The following is a 17,209-nucleotide window of genomic DNA, read 5'->3' on the forward strand; positions in this document are numbered from 1 at the left end:
GGAAAGTCTCCCATAGTGATGTTATTCGAGGAAATCTTTAAGCCGTTTACTGCGGCTAGGGTGACGCAATTTACGAAGAGCCTTGGCTTCAATTTGACGAATACGCTCACGCGTAACACCAAATACCTTGCCCACTTCTTCCAGCGTTCTTGTACGTCCATCGTCCAGACCAAAACGCAGACGAAGCACGTTCTCTTCACGCTCAGTCAAGGTATCCAGGACATCTTCGAGCTGTTCTTTCAGCAGCTCATAAGCAGCAGCATCCGCTGGGGCCAGTGCCTCCTGATCCTCGATGAAATCACCCAGATGGGAATCATCTTCCTCACCAATCGGTGTTTCAAGGGAAACCGGTTCCTGAGCAATCTTCGTAATCTCACGAACTTTCTCCACACTCAGGTCCATCTCGGCAGCGATCTCTTCCGGTGTCGGTTCACGCCCAAGTTCCTGCAAAAGCTGACGGGATACCCGGATCAGCTTATTAATCGTCTCCACCATATGCACAGGGATACGAATGGTACGCGCCTGGTCCGCAATCGCACGGGTGATCGCTTGGCGAATCCACCAAGTCGCATACGTACTGAATTTGTAACCCTTTTTGTGGTCAAACTTCTCAACCGCTTTGATCAGACCCATGTTACCTTCCTGAATCAGATCCAGGAACAACATGCCGCGTCCAACATAACGCTTGGCGATACTGACCACGAGACGAAGGTTAGCCTCAGCCAAACGACGTTTCGCTTCTTCATCCCCATTTTCAATCCGTTTCGCCAGTTCTACTTCGTCATCCGCAGACAGCAAAGGTACTCGACCGATCTCTTTGAGATACATCCGAACTGGGTCATTGATTTTGATTCCTGGTGGAAGGCTCAGATCGTCATCAAAGTGGAATTCATCGTCTCCCTCTCTGGTGTTGTTCTCGGAATCTTCACTAGGGCGAAGGGTTACCTCTTCATCATTTTCGTTCACGACATCAATACCCAGGTCGCTCAGTTGCTCATAGAACTCATCCATCTGTTCTGCATCTTGCTCAAATGGGGAGAGCTTTTCTATAATTTCCTTGTAGTTCAACGAAGCTCTTTTCTTACCTGATTCAATCAATTGATCCTTAACCTGATCCAGCGTCAATTCTGTTTCTAGTTCAGTATGCTGATCATTCGCCATAACTCGACTCCCTCCTCCCTAGAAACATCCAACATTCAGACGTTCACTGTCTCTCTAGGGCAATCATTTCAATTGCAATTTGTGCCGCGCGTACAGAATCACCTGCCCGCTCTGCAGCAATCATTTCTTCTTTTTTCAAATCGTACTCTTTCTTACGCGGATATTTCAGCACTTCCCTGATGCAATCATCGAGTATTTGAACATTCCATTCACCTGGACCATCCATCATCGAGATTGAACTAACCGTCTTTTCCAGTCGGTCGTCATGCAGTGAAGACATAAAACGGCTTGTATCCGACGGTTTGCCTTGCGCATAATAGGCATATAGATAAGCAGCTATAGCTGCATGATCATCTAAGTTAAAAGCTTCACCAAGATGCTCATTCACGTACTGGGCAGCCTCCTCATCCTGAAGCATCCAGGCAAGCAGTTTGCGTTCAGCAACGTGATAAGCCGGCAACAGATTGGGCGTAGGTACCTGCCTATTTTGTTGCCTACCATTATTCCACCTTTTCGGGTTATTATCCCCATACTGAAGGTTATTTTTCATAGCCTCCCGTTCTTCGTTACACTCCTGCTTCAGTGTTTCAAATGATACATCGACTTCCGCAGCCAGTTCCCGAAGATATACTTCCCGCTCCGTAGGAGAAGACAATGGAGCAATAAGTTTCACCGCTTCCTTGGAGTAAGCGATTTGTCCGCCACCTTCTAGCAGTATATGGTTTTTTTTTAGGTTTATAAGCTTAAATTTTGTAGTCGTTACGGCGCCGTCCACAATCTGGTTTCGGAACCGCTCGCCACCGTGCTTGCGGATAAAATCATCCGGGTCGAGCCCATCCGGTATCAGAGCAATTTTGACCTGCAATCCCGCTTCCTCTAGAATAGGGAAGTTTTTAAGTGCCGCAGCCTGTCCTGCTCGATCACCGTCATAACATACAATGACTTCATCACACATGCCTTTAAGCATCAGTGCCTGATTCTCAGTGAGCGCAGTCCCCATTGCCGCTACACCATTTTGTATATCCTGATCCCAGGCGGAGATAACATCGCCATATCCTTCGAACAATATGGCCTGCCTTTGTTTGCGAATCGCATTTTTGGCATGATGCAGATTGTAGAGAACACGGCTTTTGTTAAATAACCGGGTTTCCGGTGAATTTAGGTACTTTGGTTGCCCGTCTCCCAAAATGCGACCTGCAAATGCAATCGGCTTACCACTCCTGCCATTAATCGGAAACATGACCCTGTCTCGGAAACGGTCAACATACCCCTGACCTTCGTTTCTCGGTGACAGTAAACCACCTTTCTCCATCTCCTCAAGCGGAAATTCGCGCTTTTCCAAAAATTGCACCAAGGTATCCCAGCGATTCGGCGCGTAGCCAATCTGGAACTGGTCAATAAGCTTGTCGCTAAACCCGCGTGAGCGTAAATATTCCATAGCCGCTTTACCATGCTCTGTATTTTTCAATAAGAAATGATACAGCTTCGCGGTAAGCTCATATGCTTCCAATAAACGTTCAGTCTCAGGATTAACATGAGCCGATTCACGCCCTTGCCAGTCACCCATTGAAATGTGGCTTTCTTCTGCCATCGTCTTGACAGCCTCGGGAAAGGATAACCCTTCGATTTCCATCCTGAATTTGATGGCATTTCCACCCGTGCCGCAACCGTAGCAATAGAAAATTTGTTTCTCAGGTGTAACTGTGAACGAAGGCGTCTTCTCCGAATGAAAAGGACAGAGGCCTTTCATGTACTTCCCCTGCTTGGTCAGATGCACAAATCGGCTCACCGTATCGACGATATCATGCTGCTGTAACACCGATTCAATAATAGTTTCGGGTATACCGCCTTGTCCGGTACTCATCTTGGGCCACCTTCATCTCTTAACACGTAAATATTATTCGATAAACTTACACATTCTCCTGCAAATCTTTCAAAAGTTTTGTCAGTTTATGTTGAAACATTTCCCGATCCTGCTCTGTGAAAGGCTTTGGGCCTTTTCCATAATGCCCTCTTTTTCGTGCTTTGGCCGCAGTATGACGGGAATCCAGCATGAAATCAATGTCACGATCATTAAACTCACGACCACGAAATGATAAAACATAACAACGTTTGCCAAGTGCGAGCGCCGCCAGTCCATAATCCTGTGTAATGACCACATCGTATGGCTTAATGTGATTGGCAATGTACAGATCGGCACTTTGATCACTTCGATCAACCTGAACAGTGCACACTCCTTCTCCACCCTGAAGAAAATGGTCAAATGAAGAAACCATCAATACAGGAACGTTGAATCGAAGAGCTGTTTCTGCGATCTCGGCCTTGACCGGGCAAGCATCACCATCCACAACAATGTGGCGTACATTCAACTCACTCAAACCCAGACCACCCGGTTTCATAAAATAGCTGCATATTGTAATATACGACCCCAGCAAGCCAAAATCCTTCTGACGAGTCTATGGAAATCAAAGGCTAAAATACGGAACGGCTGTAAATATAAATTTCTCACAATCCGTTCCGTATATTTATACCCTCATATATCCTTCTTTAATACTGAATTTATGCATTGCCGCAGATCATCTGTCCTTCTGGAGCAAAAATGAACTCCATTACCAAACGAGTTTGGAGAAATCAGCAAATGCTTTCAGATCACGGTCAATGGCTGCAAGCAGTGCTAAGCGATTTGCACGGACAGCCTCGTCTTCAGCCATAACCATAACCGAATCAAAGAATATGGTGATCGCTTCCTTCCAAGACGATGCAATCGCGAGTGCTTCAGCAGCAGCATGCTTAGATAGTACCTGACGGTACTCCTCATTGGTTTGGCTCCATGCCTCATGCAGCTGACGTTCTCCTTCTTCTGTGAAAAGTTCCGAATGTACCGACGCATTGGATGCTTTGGCAGCCAGATTACCTACACGGTTGAAGGATTCTACGGTTGTTTTGAAGGCATCTCCAGTTTGGACAGCTGCCATTAGTGCCTCACCTTTTGGAACGACAGCGCTAATATCATCAAATCCGGAAGAAATCACTGCATCCACCACATCATAACGGACAGTTTCGGACAACAGTTTCTTCACGCGGAGACCAAAGAAGTCCTGCAAATCTTTACGAACCTCTTCATCCGCACGTTTCAACAGGTTCATCTGGGCATGCACTTGAAGTGCAACCCCAAACACGTCGGACAAGGTAAGTGGAAGATTGTGATCCAGCAAAATTTGTACGATACCTGCTGCCTGACGGCGCAGCGCATAAGGGTCCTGAGATCCTGTAGGAATGATATTGATGGAGAAGCATCCCACAATTGTATCCATTTTATCCGCAGCACTTACAATGGCACCAACGAGCGAAGCCGGAGACTGATCGCCGGCGAAGCGTGGTTGATAGTGCTCAAATACCGCTTTGGCCACGTCTTCTTTCTCACCAGCTTTTCGTGCATAATCCTCACCCATTACTCCTTGCAGTTCAGGGAATTCGCCCACCATAAGTGTAACAAGGTCGAATTTGCAGATATCCGCAGAACGACTCACCGCTTCAGCTACATCAGCAGATACGTGCAGCTTGGCAGCCAAGCCATCCGCAATTTTGCGAATGCGGCGAACCTTATCTCCAACCGTACCGAGCTCTTCCTGGAAGACAATACTCTCCAGCTTCGATAATGCGTCCTTAATCTCCAGCTTTTGGTCTTCCTCGTAGAAGAACTTGGCATCAGACAGACGTGCACGAAGTACCTTTTCGTTCCCCTTCGCAATGACATCCAGTGAATCACTGCCGCCGTTACGAACCGTAACGAAGTATGGCAACAATTGCCCATCATTATCAAGCACAGGGAAATAACGTTGATGCTCACGCATTGAAGTAATCAATACCTCTTGTGGAATATTCAAAAATGAAGACTCGAATGTTCCGAACAGCACCGTTGGTGTCTCCACCAGGAACAAGACTTCTTCCAGCAGATCTTCCTTAATCGCAATATCCCATTTCTTCTCGGCAGCCAGTGCCTGGATCTGGGCTACAATCATCTGCTCACGTTCTTTGATATCCGCAATGACGTTCTCGGAACGAAGCACTTCCACATACGAAGCAGGATCTGAAATGACTGCCTCTTTCCCGAGGAAACGATGTCCACGTGTTACATTACCAGACTTTACTCCTGCAACTTCCAACTCAATAACATCGCTGCCCAGCAGAGCGACAATCCAGCGAATCGGACGTACAAATTTGAAATCATACGAAGCCCAGCGCATGAATTTTGGGAACGTCATGGCATGCAGTATAGCCAACAAACCTTGACCGATTACAGAGGATGTTTCTACACCTTTGCTGCTCTTGGTCGCATAGATATATTCCACACCGCTCAGTTCCTTGAATGTGAACTGATCCGGTTCAACCCCCTGACTACGGGCAAATCCGAGTGCAGCTTTACTCCAGTTACCACTGTCATCCAGTGCAATTTTACGGGAAGGTCCCTTTACTTCCTCCTCCACGTCCTCCTGTTTCTCGGCAACATCCTTAATCAAAACAGCCAGTCGGCGCGGTGTGGCATAGGCGTTCACTTCACCATAAGCAATACGTGATCCATCCAGCCATTTCACGACACGATCCTGCAGCTGTTCAATTGCTGCTCGCATGAAGCGTGCAGGCACTTCTTCCAGACCAATTTCAAATAACAGATCCTTAGACATGCTCAGCTCCCCCTTTCTTGATCAGCGGGAAGCCGAGCTTCTCACGCTCTTCCACATATGTCGCAGCAACTTGACGAGCCAAATTACGGACACGGGTAATGTAACCGGTACGCTCTGTTACACTGATTGCTCCGCGCGCATCTAACAGGTTGAACGTATGTGAACATTTCAACACATAGTCATAGGCCGGGAAAACCAGGTTCTGAGCCATCGCTTTATTCGCTTCTTCTTCGTGCATGTTGAAGAGAGTAAACAGCATTTTGACATCAGATACTTCAAACGTATATTTGGAATGTTCGAATTCAGGCTGACGGAACACATCACCGTATGTAATACCGTCGACCCATTCCAGCTCGAACACATTCTCTTTTTCCTGAATGTATGAAGCAAGACGCTCCATACCATACGTAATTTCAACCGCTACCGGATTCGTCTCGATTCCGCCGACTTGTTGGAAATACGTAAATTGGGTGATTTCCATACCGTCCAGCCATACTTCCCAGCCAAGACCAGCACAGCCGAGGGATGGGTTCTCCCAGTTGTCTTCAACAAACCGAATATCGTGTTTGAGCGGATCAATGCCCAACTGTTTCAGACTTTCCAGATAAATCTCCTGAATATTGTCCGGAGAAGGCTTGATAATAACCTGGAATTGATGATGCTGATAGAGACGGTTTGGATTTTCTCCGTAACGACCATCCGAAGGACGGCGGGACGGTTCTACATAAGCTACTTTCCAAGGCTCGGGTCCAAGCGAACGCAAAAAGGTCATTGGGTTCATTGTACCTGCCCCTTTTTCCGTATCATATGGTTGGACAATAATACAGTTGTGCTCGGCCCAGAATTGTTGCAGCGTGAGAATCATCTGCTGAAAATTCATAATCATGCTCCTTTTCGATGGTTTGTGATGAACAAGCCCAGAACGGTACAGACAATAAAAAGCCCCCGTCCTACGCCTGTTATACAGACATAGGGACGAGAGCTATTCCCGCGGTTCCACCCTACTTGGCTAAGATACAAACAGGAAATCCTGTTCATTCAAGCCCACTTTTCCGTGTCCAATCATGCTCCCGAGTGCCATTTCACAGACCGATTCAACCCGGCTCCCACCATCCCCGGCTCGCTCATACAAGATTTAGCAAGTCAACCGACCTGTTCTCTTGAATGTAATAAATCAAGTCTCCTACTTTCTCGTTCAATGCATGTCTCCAAAAGAGAAATTATAGTTCATATTATATAAAAATAAGTACGAAGTCAAGATATATTACTTATTTCACAACATGACGACTCAAATCCCGTACTTTTCCATTTGATCAAGAAAAGAACGGGATTTCAGATTCAATCCAAGCTGATGATCCATAAAGGCCCGCATAATCTTTTTGATCTCATCTCGGGTGCCTTCACTCACTGATATATTACCAAGTCTTTGCAGATCCAACTGCGCAAACAAACGCAACAGCTTCAATGCCTTTGGGCTCACGGACATCGCCGGAGGATCGAAGTGTTTGCAAGCACGGCACAGAACGCCTCCAAGCCTTGGACTCACAAATAATTGTTCATCCGGTCGCTCCTGACCACAAGAGATGCAATCATCAAGCTGAGGTCCATAACCGGCTGCCTGTAATATTTTCATTTCATACAGGCTTGTGATGACCACCGGGTCCTTCTCTTCCTTTAACGCTTGGAGACAGGCTTTTAACTGTTTGAACCAGAATGTCCCCGTCTCTTCATCCTGCAACACCCGATCCAGCAGTTCACAAGCATAAGATGCATAGGAAGCCTTAACCAGATCTTCGCGCAGCTCATGGTAAGACTCGATGATCTCACCGGCATTTAGTGTCCCTAGACCGGTGTTGCGAAAATATACATATTGACCGTACGTAAATGGCTGCACCAGTGCAGCATGTCGGCTTTTGGGCTTTTTTGCACCACGAACGAGTACCCCTACTTTCCCGCCGCTTTCGGTGCAAAGCGTAATGATTTTGTTTCCCTCGCCGTAATCCATGCTGCGGATGACAATCCCTTCCACCCTGTATAGCATGCCTCGTCACCTAACCATTCCCGAATCAGCCAATTATCCTTCGGCTTCTTCATCTTCGATCACTTCCCTTGCCGTATCCGACTCCTGTGCCAACGAGCCACATGCCTGGGCATATAACAGATAGGACTCCAAATCCCCCGTCATTACAAAAACCTTCCACGAAAAATCTCGCATCGGAATTTCATCCTCTCTTCAGAAATGACGTCTGCTTCTACCAGATAGGATGGAGTCTTGCAAGGTAAACTATGTGTTGCAATTACTGGATAATGAATGTATTATTCGCGGCCAAAGCCGAGATCCCGCAGTACACGCTCCTGATTTCTCCAATCTTTTTTCACTTTGACCCACAAGTCCATGAAAATTTTGGAACCCAACAGGTTTTGAATATCCTGACGTGCCCGCTTCCCCACTTCCTTGAGCAAGGCACCCTGTTTTCCGATAATGATTCCTTTTTGCGAATCACGCTCCACAAAAATGACGGCTGAAATATAAACGACGCCGTTATCCTGTACTTTCATATCCTCAATCGTTACCGCAATGGAGTGTGGCACTTCTTCGCGCGTCATTTGCAAGATTTTCTCCCGAATCAACTCGGCGCAAACGAACTGCTCCGGATGGTCAGTTACCTGGTCGTCCGGGTAGTACTGTGGACCTTCCGGCAAATATTTGCCCAGTTGCTCCAGCAAAGTGCTAACATTGCTGCCTAGCATGGCCGAAACAGGAACGATTTCAGCGAAATCGTGCAGCTTGCGATATTCCTCAATCAAAGGAAGCAAGGCTTCCGGCTCAATTTTATCAATTTTGTTCATGACAAGAATGACAGGCGTCCGCACATTTTTCAATTGTTCAGCAATATAACGATCACCACCACCCATGCCTTCCGAAGCATCAATCAGGAACAAAGCAGCTTCCACTTCTCCGAGGGTATTCAAAGCGGTCTGGTTCATGTAATCGCCGAGCTTGGATTGACGTTTGTGAATCCCAGGTGTATCCAGGAAAACGATTTGTTGTTGTTCCGAAGTATATACACCATGAATTTTATTTCGTGTCGTCTGTGGTTTGTCCGACATGATCGCAATTTTTTGTCCAATGACTTGGTTCATCAGTGTGGATTTACCTACATTGGGACGTCCAATAATGGCTACAAAGCCGGATTTGAATGCTTGTTTTTTCATATGTTCCTCCTCAGGCGCCTAGGCCTGGAATGTATTGGTTTTTACTTTTTGGCAGAGTTCAGATCTGACGGTCCAAAAGCCCATGGCAATAGCTCGGCAACGGTAGTTTCCTGCAGATCACCTTTCATGTTTCCCAGAATGACCTTCATATCCGGATCACACAGTTCGTACATCACTTGACGACATACGCCGCACGGAGCAATCGGGCCGTCCGTATCTCCTACAATCGCAATGGCCTTGAAACTGCGCGGCTGCTGTCCTCCAGCAATCGCACTGAACATGGCTGTACGCTCAGCACAGTTGCCTGGCGTATAAGCAGCATTCTCAATATTACAACCATGATGCACATGTCCTTCACTGTCAAGCAAAGCTGCGCCTACACCAAAATGTGAGTAAGGCGTATACGCCTTCGTACGTGCCTTAATTGCTTCCTGCATCAACAAACCATCATCCATAATTAATCTCTCCCTTTGGGGTGTAATATAAAGTTAACTAGTGCATTTTACACTGGACACTCCGCTGCCAGAACAACCTTCCGAGCGCTGTTATCCCCAGATTTTTATGATTCACTTTTTCAAAGTGAAAATCCGGTGATAAAGGCGCACACTTCGTTTCTTCAGGTTTCTTCTGACCTCTCCGTTATCGTGTTTGCATCAAGTAACTATACAATTGTGTGTAATTTTAAAAACAAAATCAGAACAAACCCAGCCATCTCATCACTGGCTTGATAAAAACGATACACCCAATGATGACGGCGAACACCGCAGCCAGTAAAACTGCACCGGCCGCGGTGTCCTTCGCCGCTTTTGCCAGCGGATGTATATGCGGATGCGCGAGATCCACAGCAGCTTCAACTGCTGTATTCATCAGCTCCGTCACAAGAACAAGAAAGACAGCTGTCAGTACAAACATCCAGTCTGTTCTCGAAATCCCGAAAAAAAAGCCGGCTGCACACATCAAAATGGCGACTCCTGTATGAACTCTTACATTCCGCTGAGTCCGCAGCCCGTATACGATTCCTTCCGCAGCATTGCGGAATACCATCCCCCAGGAGCGCCTTTTCATTATCGTGTCAACCCGGCTTGGGCCAATACCGCTTCCTGTTTGCCCATCATTTCGGCTTCGCTGGCTTCGTCCTGATGATCATATCCGAGCAGGTGCAAGAAACCATGAACAAACAGGAACCCGAGCTCACGTTCAAATGAATGTCCATATTCTTCACTCTGTAGAATCGTCCGGGGAACAGAGATAATAATATCTCCCAAAACATCCGGCATTTCTTCCATTTCTTCGTCCTCATCCAGCTCGTAGATAATATCAAGCTCCTCATCCACCGTCTCATTCATCGCAAAAGACAACACATCGGTTGGACGATCAATGCCGCGATAGTCACGGTTCAACTCATGGATCTGTTCATCATCCACAAAAGTCAGAGCTACTTCCCCGTCTTCAACGCCTTCCGCTTCTCCGGCAAGGTTCAGCAGTTGCTCCAGCATTGCAATCATCGGTTCAGTAATTTCTTTATTCTGTTGTTCATTATTCCACGCTAGGTTAAGACTCATTCTTTCATACTCCTGTCTGCTCATATTAGCGAATCAACCCGCCTCTGGCGAGGTTGGTTTCGGTTTCTTCATTTCTTCCGGATATTCGATCCTGGAGTGGAATATGCCCATGACGGTTTCTTTAAGGGTCTTGGCGACGATATCCAGTTCACGCATCGTCAGATCACAATCGTTAAACTGGTGATCGTCCAGCCGACCTTTAATTATTTTTTCAATCATGGATTCCACTTGTTCCACAGTAGGCTTCCGCAAGGAACGGACCGCAGCTTCCACGCTGTCAGCGATGCCAACAATCGCCGACTCTTTGGACTGAGCCTTGGGACCCGGATAACGGAAGTCCTCTTCCGTGAAATCGGGTTCCACTCCAGCTTCCTCCGCCTGACGAAGCGCTTTGTGATAGAAATAATGCAGGAAGGTTGTTCCATGATGCTGCTCGGCAATGTCCCGGATAGGTCTCGGCAACTTGTAATCCTTCTGCATTTCCACACCATCCCGTGCGTGAGCTACGATAATGGACTTGCTCAGCTTGGGATCAATCGAATCATGCGGATTCTCCATATTGTTCTGATTTTCAATAAAATAAATGGGTCTTTTGGTCTTGCCAATATCATGGTAATAGGAACCTACCCGACATAACAGCCCGTTGGCACCGATCGCCTCTGCTGCGGCTTCTGACAGGTTACCTACCATGACACTGTGGTGATACGTGCCCGGTGTCTCCGTTAGCAACTTGCGCAGTAGCGGATGATTCGGATTAGACAGTTCCACCAGTTTCAGCGCAGACAAGATCCCGAATGAGGTTTCAAAAAACGGCATCAGTCCAATAACCAATATGGCAGTCAGCACACCTCCGGCAAACGCAAATCCAATACCATACAGCGTTGTTGTCCGGTTCCAGTCACCCGAATCAATTAAAGCGAGCGTGAAGACCGCAATCGACCCGAACAGGCAGACCATAATCGCACCTTTCAGGATGGTAGAGCGCTGACTCGCCCGATGGGTGGCGAAGATCGCAACAAACGATACCAACACCGCGAAGAAACCAAGTTCAAAGTCAAAAATCTGACCCTGATGTGTGTTCAAAATAATGCTCGACAACATGCCGATAATGATCGAGCAGACAAAGGCAAGCGATGTATCCAGCAGCAATGCAATCAACATTGCGCCTACGGCAACAGGTGCAAGAAAGCCTACGTATGAATTCTCACTGGTCTGGAGGATCGCTGTAACATGCATAACCACAATGGTAATAATAAATATAATAACAAGCATCAGCAACTGCGCATTGTTATATTTAAAATGCGTTCCGCTGAACTGCTGAATATACATTAGAATCGCTGCAGACAACAGGCAGGAAAACATAAGTAATCCAAGCTGTGGCCAGTAGTTCACTTCGTTTTTCAGCAAATCATTCTCACCCAGAAGGGTGTACATCTCAGGGGTAATTAACTCCCCTTTGGCTACAAGCGTGTCCCCTTGCTTGATAAAGACCGTTTGCGTATTCTCACGAGCCTGCACTTTGGCTTCCTTTGTTCCCTCTTCATCATAGAAACGATTGGACGTCACCACAAGACGAGCGAGTTCCTGTACAACCTCACGCTGTGTTCGTTTGCTTAGTGAGCTTACACTCACCATCTCGGCCACTTTCGCACGTGCTGTTGTTGCATCACTAATCTGGTCTGTCATTAATCTGGAGACGATATCCCGGGCAACGGCTTTCATCTCCTGAATATCATCTGAGGTCAGACGTGAGATTTTAATGTATGTCTCTTCCGGGATACGATAGCTTTGCTCCTGTACCACATTTCTGATCTCTTCCAAAAGAGTTTCGGAGTATGTACCCGCTTTCCGGTTGTTGTTGATAAAATTGGCCACAAAGTCCTTCTGACGCTGCGGTATTTCATCACGATAGATGTCAATCTTGTCCTGACTTGAAATCTGATCATCCTGGTTCAGTCGATCAATACGGTCAAGCAGAGTCGTCATCAGATTTTCGTTCCGCATTTGCACGATCTGAAACATTGGCTGTACACGTTCTGCCGCTTCTTCTTGCGCTTTCAGTGTAGCTTTCGTATTCGGAATTTGCATGGGCGCAGCAATATCCACTTCGCTCCGTGTGCCTTCCTGAATATCATACCGCTCAGGGAGCAGCTTGGAAGCAAGGCCTACGTAGAAGAGGATCACCAGAAACAAAAACAGAAGATAGCGCGCCCACACGCTATACTTCCATCCTGTAGCTCTATTCTGAAAAGATTTGCCTTTTGACAGTTCCTTCGAGGTCATCGAGACAATCCCTTTCTATTCTTGATTTTCTGCGGCGTGGTTATAGGCAACGATAATTTTCTGGACGAGGGAGTGCCTTACAACATCCTGTTCGGCAAAGTAAACGAATCCAATCTCTTCCACTTGACCCAATATCGTATTTGCCTCCACAAGACCCGACTTTTTGCCGCGGGGTAAATCAATTTGTGTCACGTCACCGGTAATGACCATTTTGGAACCAAAACCAAGACGGGTTAGAAACATTTTCATTTGTTCCGGTGTCGTATTTTGGGCTTCATCCAGAATAATGAATGAATCGTCCAGTGTACGTCCCCGCATATAGGCCAGAGGCGCAATTTCAATCAAGCCGCGTTCCAGGGCCTTGGCGGTCTGCTCTTGTCCCATAACATCGTACAAAGCATCATACAAGGGACGCAAGTAAGGGTCCACCTTTTCCTGAAGATCACCAGGCAAGAAGCCCAGACTCTCTCCTGCTTCAACGGCAGGCCTTGTGAGCACGATTCGTTTGACGCTGCCTTCCTTGAGTGCTGCCACAGCCAATACAACCGCCAGATAGGTTTTACCTGTACCGGCAGGACCGATACCAAATACAACATCACGTTTTTTAATTGTAGTTACATAGTGTTTCTGTCCAATCGTTTTAACCCGGATCGGCTTTCCGCGGTATGTCGTTGTAATCTCGCCTTTGAATAGATCCAGAAGCTGGTCTGCACGCAGTTCCTTGGCAAGCTCAATGGCATACTTGACGTCCCTTTCGGTTAACACATACCCGTTACGTACCAATTGCAACAACACATCAAATAATTGTTCAAGCGATTCAACATGCTGTATGCTGCCATGGATCACAATCTCTGCTTCACGGGAAGCAATCTGGGCTGGAATCTCGGATTCAATCAGTTTTAGAAAAATATCTTGGGGTCCAAAAAGAGATTGACCCTCTCCCGCACTTTGGAGGGAGATTCGTATGCTGCGTGTTTGCTCTGACAAATAGCCTCATTCTCCTTGACTATGGACTAACGGAAGTTCTTCCGCAATGTTTTCTTCCACTTCAAATAATACTTTCATATAAACTTTACCATTCTCTTTCTTCTCATGCAAAATTTTTTCACTTAAAATTTTGGTTCCTTTGCCGTTTTTGGCAATAATATCGTTTCTTGCTCCTTCCAGCCCTTTCGTTCTGGCCCATTCAATCGTGTGCTGCTCCTCTTGTTCCGTCGTTTCCAAATCTTTCTCTGTCAGCCATCCCATAGGAAGTGCGAAGGATCGCCAGGTTAGTGGTTTATGATCACTAGCGGTGTCAAATGAGGTGAAAGGCGTACTCCCGTATCCCCAAAGTTGTATCGCCCATTTCCCCAGAACAATGTAAAATCGTTCCTTGCTTTCCCCGGTCATCGTGTTATGTTTCTGAACAAGTGGCACTTCCACCTGATATTCACGCCATACCAGTCCGCGAACTTCGCCTTTGGCTACGATGGTCTTTGTGTTCTCTTCATCCCCCAAAATACCCGATATTAATACCTGCCCTTTTTTGACACGCATGTTCTTCTGGACGACAGGGCGTCCCTGCTCTGCGTAGATTTGCGTGATCACGGCATCCGATTTACTGACCAGATGTCTCGGGTTCAGTAGCGGTTCACGTTTGGGTTGTGCCGACTCCACGACCTGAATGGTGATAGTCGTCCCTTCTTTGGTCACTCCAATCCAGGTTACATCCGGCAGAGCGAGTGCGAGCTGTCTGGAGAGCTTGTCCTGGCTTTGAAGACGGAACCCCCATTGAAATGGGTAGATACCTTCTTTTTTCGCAGCCGCAAGCACTTCATCCGTCGGAATGGTCACATTTCCTTTGACTTCCACATCCCAAACCATGGATGACAAAACAAACAAAGCTGCTAAAAAAAACAGCATACCTCCAAGAAAGAACTTTCTTTTCAACAACCGGGCTGCAAAAAATGGAAATCCGCTCCGATGTGTCACCTTCACCCGGCAGCCTGTCCGTTTCACCAAAGGACGCAGCCTGAAGAAATGCGGTAGCAGAATGTTCATCTCTGCCATGCGTCCGTCATGGGCACGCAGGTCCCACACTTCCAGTCCCTGCTCTGCCACCATGTTGATTAATGCTTCAATATCCCCCCCAGTGACCGTGATACGGACTGCTCCTCGCAGTTTGTACAGACTGGGCTGCTTCATGCGTTCCCCTCCGCTCCATTCATATGAATATCCAGAATCGTTCCTTCAACCGCTACTTCATCCGGCAAAATATTGCGAATCATCAAGTCAAATCCTTTGATCTCCAGTTGACCTTGAGAGAGTGCAAGGACGATGCGATCCGGTGTGAAATGGATGACGCCACGATGATTCTCTATATACAATTGCTTTGTGCCGATCAGGGTTAACCGTGGCATATCGTAAAGCACATCCTGCGGCAAATCCAGCACTTCGCTGGTCCATCTGCGCAGCTTGCGGCTGATCCGGGTCATTCGAAGGTCTTCCCCCTTCCTCTACAGTTCAACTTATGCGCAGATTCTTGAAATTATGAAAACTACGGACCGTGTTAGATGCGAAAATAAAAAGAGGCCGAGACAGAAAAAAGCCGTCGTCTGGATTCATGCTCACCAGAGACGGCTTATCACTTATAAAAATGTATAAAGTTACAGTTTGCCTCGTGTTCCAAAAGGCTGTTTAGAGCGAGGAGAACCAAGAACTTCTGCCCACAGCACACCCGTACGAATGTCTTCTCGTCGAAGCTGGAACTGCTCAAACTCGCCAGTTGAAACTTCATCCCAACCGGAATCAGATACAACCGGTGTATTGGCAGTAGAAATACGGTCCAGTCGCTCGCGAATTTCGCGTTGCCGTTGCTCCATGACTTTCATCTGTTCTTCAAGGGAGTTTTCCATTCCACCCAGAGAACCTTGTCCTCCAAAATCGTCATTAACGGAACGGGCAGATGTCGTCGCCGGCTCCGAATAGGGTTGATCATATCGATCATCATACGGATCGTCATCATCGTACCGTTCGTCATACTGCTCGTCATAGCGGGGATCTGAAGGACCCGATGACTGCTGCGGTGCGGTATCCCTAGGCGAGTGATTATCCCGGTCCGATTCACCATTTCCTCCAAATGTTGGCATCCCGTTATCAGGACGCTTTTTGTTCGGATCAGCCGACTTGGATACTTTGCCAAGGAAGGAAAAGAGTGCAAAAGCGACGACTGCTACAATATACAGATTGTTAAAAATCCATTCAAATAGGCCCATATGCACTCACCGCCTATCTTCCGTTTTTGGAATCACCCTGATCGTTGGAGTTTGTACTTTCACCAGGTTTTCCTAATGTGTTGCGCATTTGAGTATCCGCTTCAATGTTTTTCAGGTTCATGTAGTCCATTACGCCAATTTTACCGCTACGAAGTGCTTCAGACATTGCCAGAGGTACTTGGGATTCAGACTCAACCACACGTGCTCTCATTTCCACTACGCGTGCTTTCATCTCTTGTTCTTGAGCTACGGCCATCGCACGACGCTCTTCCGCTTTTGCTTGTGCGATACGTTTATCAGCTTCTGCCTGTTCCGTTTGCAGGAAGGCACCAATGTTTTTACCTACATCCACGTCCGCGATATCAATAGACAGGATTTCAAAAGCTGTACCTGCATCCAAACCTTTGGACAATACCGTGCGGGAGATCAGATCCGGATTTTCCAGGACGTCTTTATGGGAATTCGAGGAACCGTTCGTACTTACGATACCTTCGCCGACACGGGCAATAATCGTCTCTTCACCCGCACCACCGACGAGACGGTCAATATTGGCACGAACTGTAACCCGCGCTCTTACTTTAACTTCGATACCATCTTTGGCTACCGCAGAAACAATCGGCGTTTCAATAACACGTGGGTTTACACTCATCTGTACGGCTTGCAATACGTCACGACCTGCAAGGTCAATCGCAGCAGCACGTTCAAATTCAAGTGGAATGTTCGCACGTTGTGCAGCAATCAGGGCGTTGACAACTCGGTCTACGTTACCACCGGCCAGGAAGTGACTCTCCAATTGATTCATGGTCAACTGAAGTCCAGCTTTAGTTGCTTTAATCAGTGGATTTACGATCCGGCTAGGTGTTACACGTCTTAGTCTCATCGCTACCAATGTGATAATTCCCACACGTACACCGGATGCAAGAGCTGAGATCCAGAGCATTACCGGGAAAAAGCTGAAAAATACGCTCAATACGATAATCGCAACTACCGCAATGAGCAAAACCGTGATCAAGGTTGGTTCCATAGTCAAAATTCCTCCATTTGC

17 protein-coding genes are annotated in these 17,209 nt (G+C 47.1%); all 17 read right to left on the bottom strand.

Going from position 1 to position 17,209, the window contains the following annotated elements:
* Window positions 1–21: 21 nt before the first annotated feature.
* The 17 genes from rpoD to floA all read right to left on the bottom strand — a co-directional run bounded on the left by rpoD (window position 22) and on the right by floA (window position 17,188).
* Window positions 22–1,161 carry an RNA polymerase sigma factor RpoD gene (gene rpoD, locus ACFTRD_RS19715; RefSeq protein ID WP_024628459.1) on the bottom strand — a complete coding sequence of 380 codons (1,140 nt, stop codon included), beginning with the start codon at window positions 1,159–1,161 and terminating at the stop codon, window positions 22–24.
* A 43-nt stretch (window positions 1,162–1,204) separates the two neighbouring features.
* The gene (gene dnaG, locus ACFTRD_RS19720) at window positions 1,205–3,025 is read right to left on the bottom strand and encodes a DNA primase (protein ID WP_379382883.1); all 1,821 of its coding nucleotides are present in this window, start codon (window positions 3,023–3,025) and stop codon (window positions 1,205–1,207) included.
* A 46-nt stretch (window positions 3,026–3,071) separates the two neighbouring features.
* Complete coding sequence (locus tag ACFTRD_RS19725) at window positions 3,072–3,539, bottom strand: YaiI/YqxD family protein (protein ID WP_379382885.1); 468 nt, start codon at window positions 3,537–3,539, stop codon at window positions 3,072–3,074.
* A 231-nt stretch (window positions 3,540–3,770) separates the two neighbouring features.
* Window positions 3,771–5,846 (bottom strand): glycine--tRNA ligase subunit beta, encoded by a 2,076-nt coding sequence (gene glyS, locus ACFTRD_RS19730; protein WP_379382887.1) that lies wholly within the window; start codon window positions 5,844–5,846, stop codon window positions 3,771–3,773.
* Window positions 5,839–6,726 carry a glycine--tRNA ligase subunit alpha gene (glyQ, locus tag ACFTRD_RS19735; protein ID WP_024628463.1) on the bottom strand — a complete coding sequence of 296 codons (888 nt, stop codon included), beginning with the start codon at window positions 6,724–6,726 and terminating at the stop codon, window positions 5,839–5,841. Before glyQ ends, glyS begins: the two co-directional genes overlap by 8 nt.
* Before the next feature lie 408 nt (window positions 6,727–7,134).
* A complete protein-coding gene (recO, locus tag ACFTRD_RS19740; protein WP_024628464.1) occupies window positions 7,135–7,887 on the bottom strand; it encodes a DNA repair protein RecO in 753 nt (250 codons plus the stop codon).
* Window positions 7,888–7,920: 33 nt separating this feature from the next.
* Window positions 7,921–8,061, bottom strand: a complete 141-nt coding sequence (locus ACFTRD_RS19745) for a YqzL family protein (RefSeq protein WP_379382890.1) — start codon at window positions 8,059–8,061, stop codon at window positions 7,921–7,923.
* 101 nt (window positions 8,062–8,162) lie between these two features.
* Complete coding sequence (gene era / locus ACFTRD_RS19750) at window positions 8,163–9,062, bottom strand: GTPase Era (RefSeq protein WP_062326484.1); 900 nt, start codon at window positions 9,060–9,062, stop codon at window positions 8,163–8,165.
* Window positions 9,063–9,103: 41 nt separating this feature from the next.
* Window positions 9,104–9,517: a cytidine deaminase gene (locus ACFTRD_RS19755; RefSeq protein WP_192269030.1), complete on the bottom strand. Its 414-nt coding sequence runs from the start codon at window positions 9,515–9,517 to the stop codon at window positions 9,104–9,106.
* Window positions 9,518–9,755: 238 nt separating this feature from the next.
* Complete coding sequence (locus ACFTRD_RS19760) at window positions 9,756–10,127, bottom strand: diacylglycerol kinase family protein (RefSeq protein ID WP_379382893.1); 372 nt, start codon at window positions 10,125–10,127, stop codon at window positions 9,756–9,758.
* Complete coding sequence (ybeY, locus tag ACFTRD_RS19765; RefSeq protein WP_379382895.1) at window positions 10,127–10,624, bottom strand: rRNA maturation RNase YbeY; 498 nt, start codon at window positions 10,622–10,624, stop codon at window positions 10,127–10,129. The genes ACFTRD_RS19760 and ybeY overlap by 1 nt, the downstream gene beginning before the upstream one ends.
* Window positions 10,625–10,657: 33 nt before the next feature.
* Window positions 10,658–12,907, bottom strand: a complete 2,250-nt coding sequence (locus tag ACFTRD_RS19770) for an HD family phosphohydrolase (protein WP_192269035.1) — start codon at window positions 12,905–12,907, stop codon at window positions 10,658–10,660.
* Window positions 12,908–12,922: 15 nt separating this feature from the next.
* Complete coding sequence (locus ACFTRD_RS19775) at window positions 12,923–13,894, bottom strand: PhoH family protein (protein ID WP_379382898.1); 972 nt, start codon at window positions 13,892–13,894, stop codon at window positions 12,923–12,925.
* A gap of 6 nt (window positions 13,895–13,900) precedes the next feature.
* On the bottom strand, window positions 13,901–15,094 hold the full coding sequence (gene yqfD, locus ACFTRD_RS19780; RefSeq protein ID WP_379382900.1) for a sporulation protein YqfD: 1,194 nt from the start codon (window positions 15,092–15,094) through the stop codon (window positions 13,901–13,903).
* Entirely contained in the window at window positions 15,091–15,384 is a 294-nt protein-coding gene (gene yqfC, locus ACFTRD_RS19785) for a sporulation protein YqfC (RefSeq protein ID WP_379382902.1), read from the bottom strand. The genes yqfD and yqfC overlap by 4 nt, the downstream gene beginning before the upstream one ends.
* Window positions 15,385–15,555: 171 nt before the next feature.
* Window positions 15,556–16,164, bottom strand: coding sequence for a hypothetical protein (locus ACFTRD_RS19790; protein WP_379382904.1), 609 nt, complete (start codon window positions 16,162–16,164; stop codon window positions 15,556–15,558).
* Window positions 16,165–16,177: 13 nt separating this feature from the next.
* Window positions 16,178–17,188 (bottom strand): flotillin-like protein FloA, encoded by a 1,011-nt coding sequence (gene floA / locus ACFTRD_RS19795; RefSeq protein WP_192269045.1) that lies wholly within the window; start codon window positions 17,186–17,188, stop codon window positions 16,178–16,180.
* Window positions 17,189–17,209 lie beyond the last annotated feature (21 nt).

It is taken from the genome of Paenibacillus sp. NPDC056933, from assembly GCF_042674385.1.
GTDB lineage: Bacteria > Bacillota > Bacilli > Paenibacillales > Paenibacillaceae > Paenibacillus.

What these genes read in the sequence shown, in the direction of transcription:
- rpoD (WP_024628459.1), bottom strand. Translation starts at nt 1,161, where the DNA reads ATGGCGAATGATCAGCATACTGAACTAGAAACAGAATTGACGCTGGAT.
- dnaG (WP_379382883.1), bottom strand. Translation starts at nt 3,025, where the DNA reads ATGAGTACCGGACAAGGCGGTATACCCGAAACTATTATTGAATCGGTG.
- glyS (WP_379382887.1), bottom strand. Translation starts at nt 5,846, where the DNA reads ATGTCTAAGGATCTGTTATTTGAAATTGGTCTGGAAGAAGTGCCTGCA.
- glyQ (WP_024628463.1), bottom strand. Translation starts at nt 6,726, where the DNA reads ATGAATTTTCAGCAGATGATTCTCACGCTGCAACAATTCTGGGCCGAG.
- recO (WP_024628464.1), bottom strand. Translation starts at nt 7,887, where the DNA reads ATGCTATACAGGGTGGAAGGGATTGTCATCCGCAGCATGGATTACGGC.
- ACFTRD_RS19745 (WP_379382890.1), bottom strand. Translation starts at nt 8,061, where the DNA reads ATGCGAGATTTTTCGTGGAAGGTTTTTGTAATGACGGGGGATTTGGAG.
- era (WP_062326484.1), bottom strand. Translation starts at nt 9,062, where the DNA reads ATGAAAAAACAAGCATTCAAATCCGGCTTTGTAGCCATTATTGGACGT.
- ACFTRD_RS19755 (WP_192269030.1), bottom strand. Translation starts at nt 9,517, where the DNA reads ATGGATGATGGTTTGTTGATGCAGGAAGCAATTAAGGCACGTACGAAG.
- ACFTRD_RS19760 (WP_379382893.1), bottom strand. Translation starts at nt 10,127, where the DNA reads ATGAAAAGGCGCTCCTGGGGGATGGTATTCCGCAATGCTGCGGAAGGA.
- ybeY (WP_379382895.1), bottom strand. Translation starts at nt 10,624, where the DNA reads ATGAGTCTTAACCTAGCGTGGAATAATGAACAACAGAATAAAGAAATT.
- ACFTRD_RS19770 (WP_192269035.1), bottom strand. Translation starts at nt 12,907, where the DNA reads ATGACCTCGAAGGAACTGTCAAAAGGCAAATCTTTTCAGAATAGAGCT.
- yqfD (WP_379382900.1), bottom strand. Translation starts at nt 15,094, where the DNA reads ATGAAGCAGCCCAGTCTGTACAAACTGCGAGGAGCAGTCCGTATCACG.
- yqfC (WP_379382902.1), bottom strand. Translation starts at nt 15,384, where the DNA reads ATGACCCGGATCAGCCGCAAGCTGCGCAGATGGACCAGCGAAGTGCTG.
- ACFTRD_RS19790 (WP_379382904.1), bottom strand. Translation starts at nt 16,164, where the DNA reads ATGGGCCTATTTGAATGGATTTTTAACAATCTGTATATTGTAGCAGTC.
- floA (WP_192269045.1), bottom strand. Translation starts at nt 17,188, where the DNA reads ATGGAACCAACCTTGATCACGGTTTTGCTCATTGCGGTAGTTGCGATT.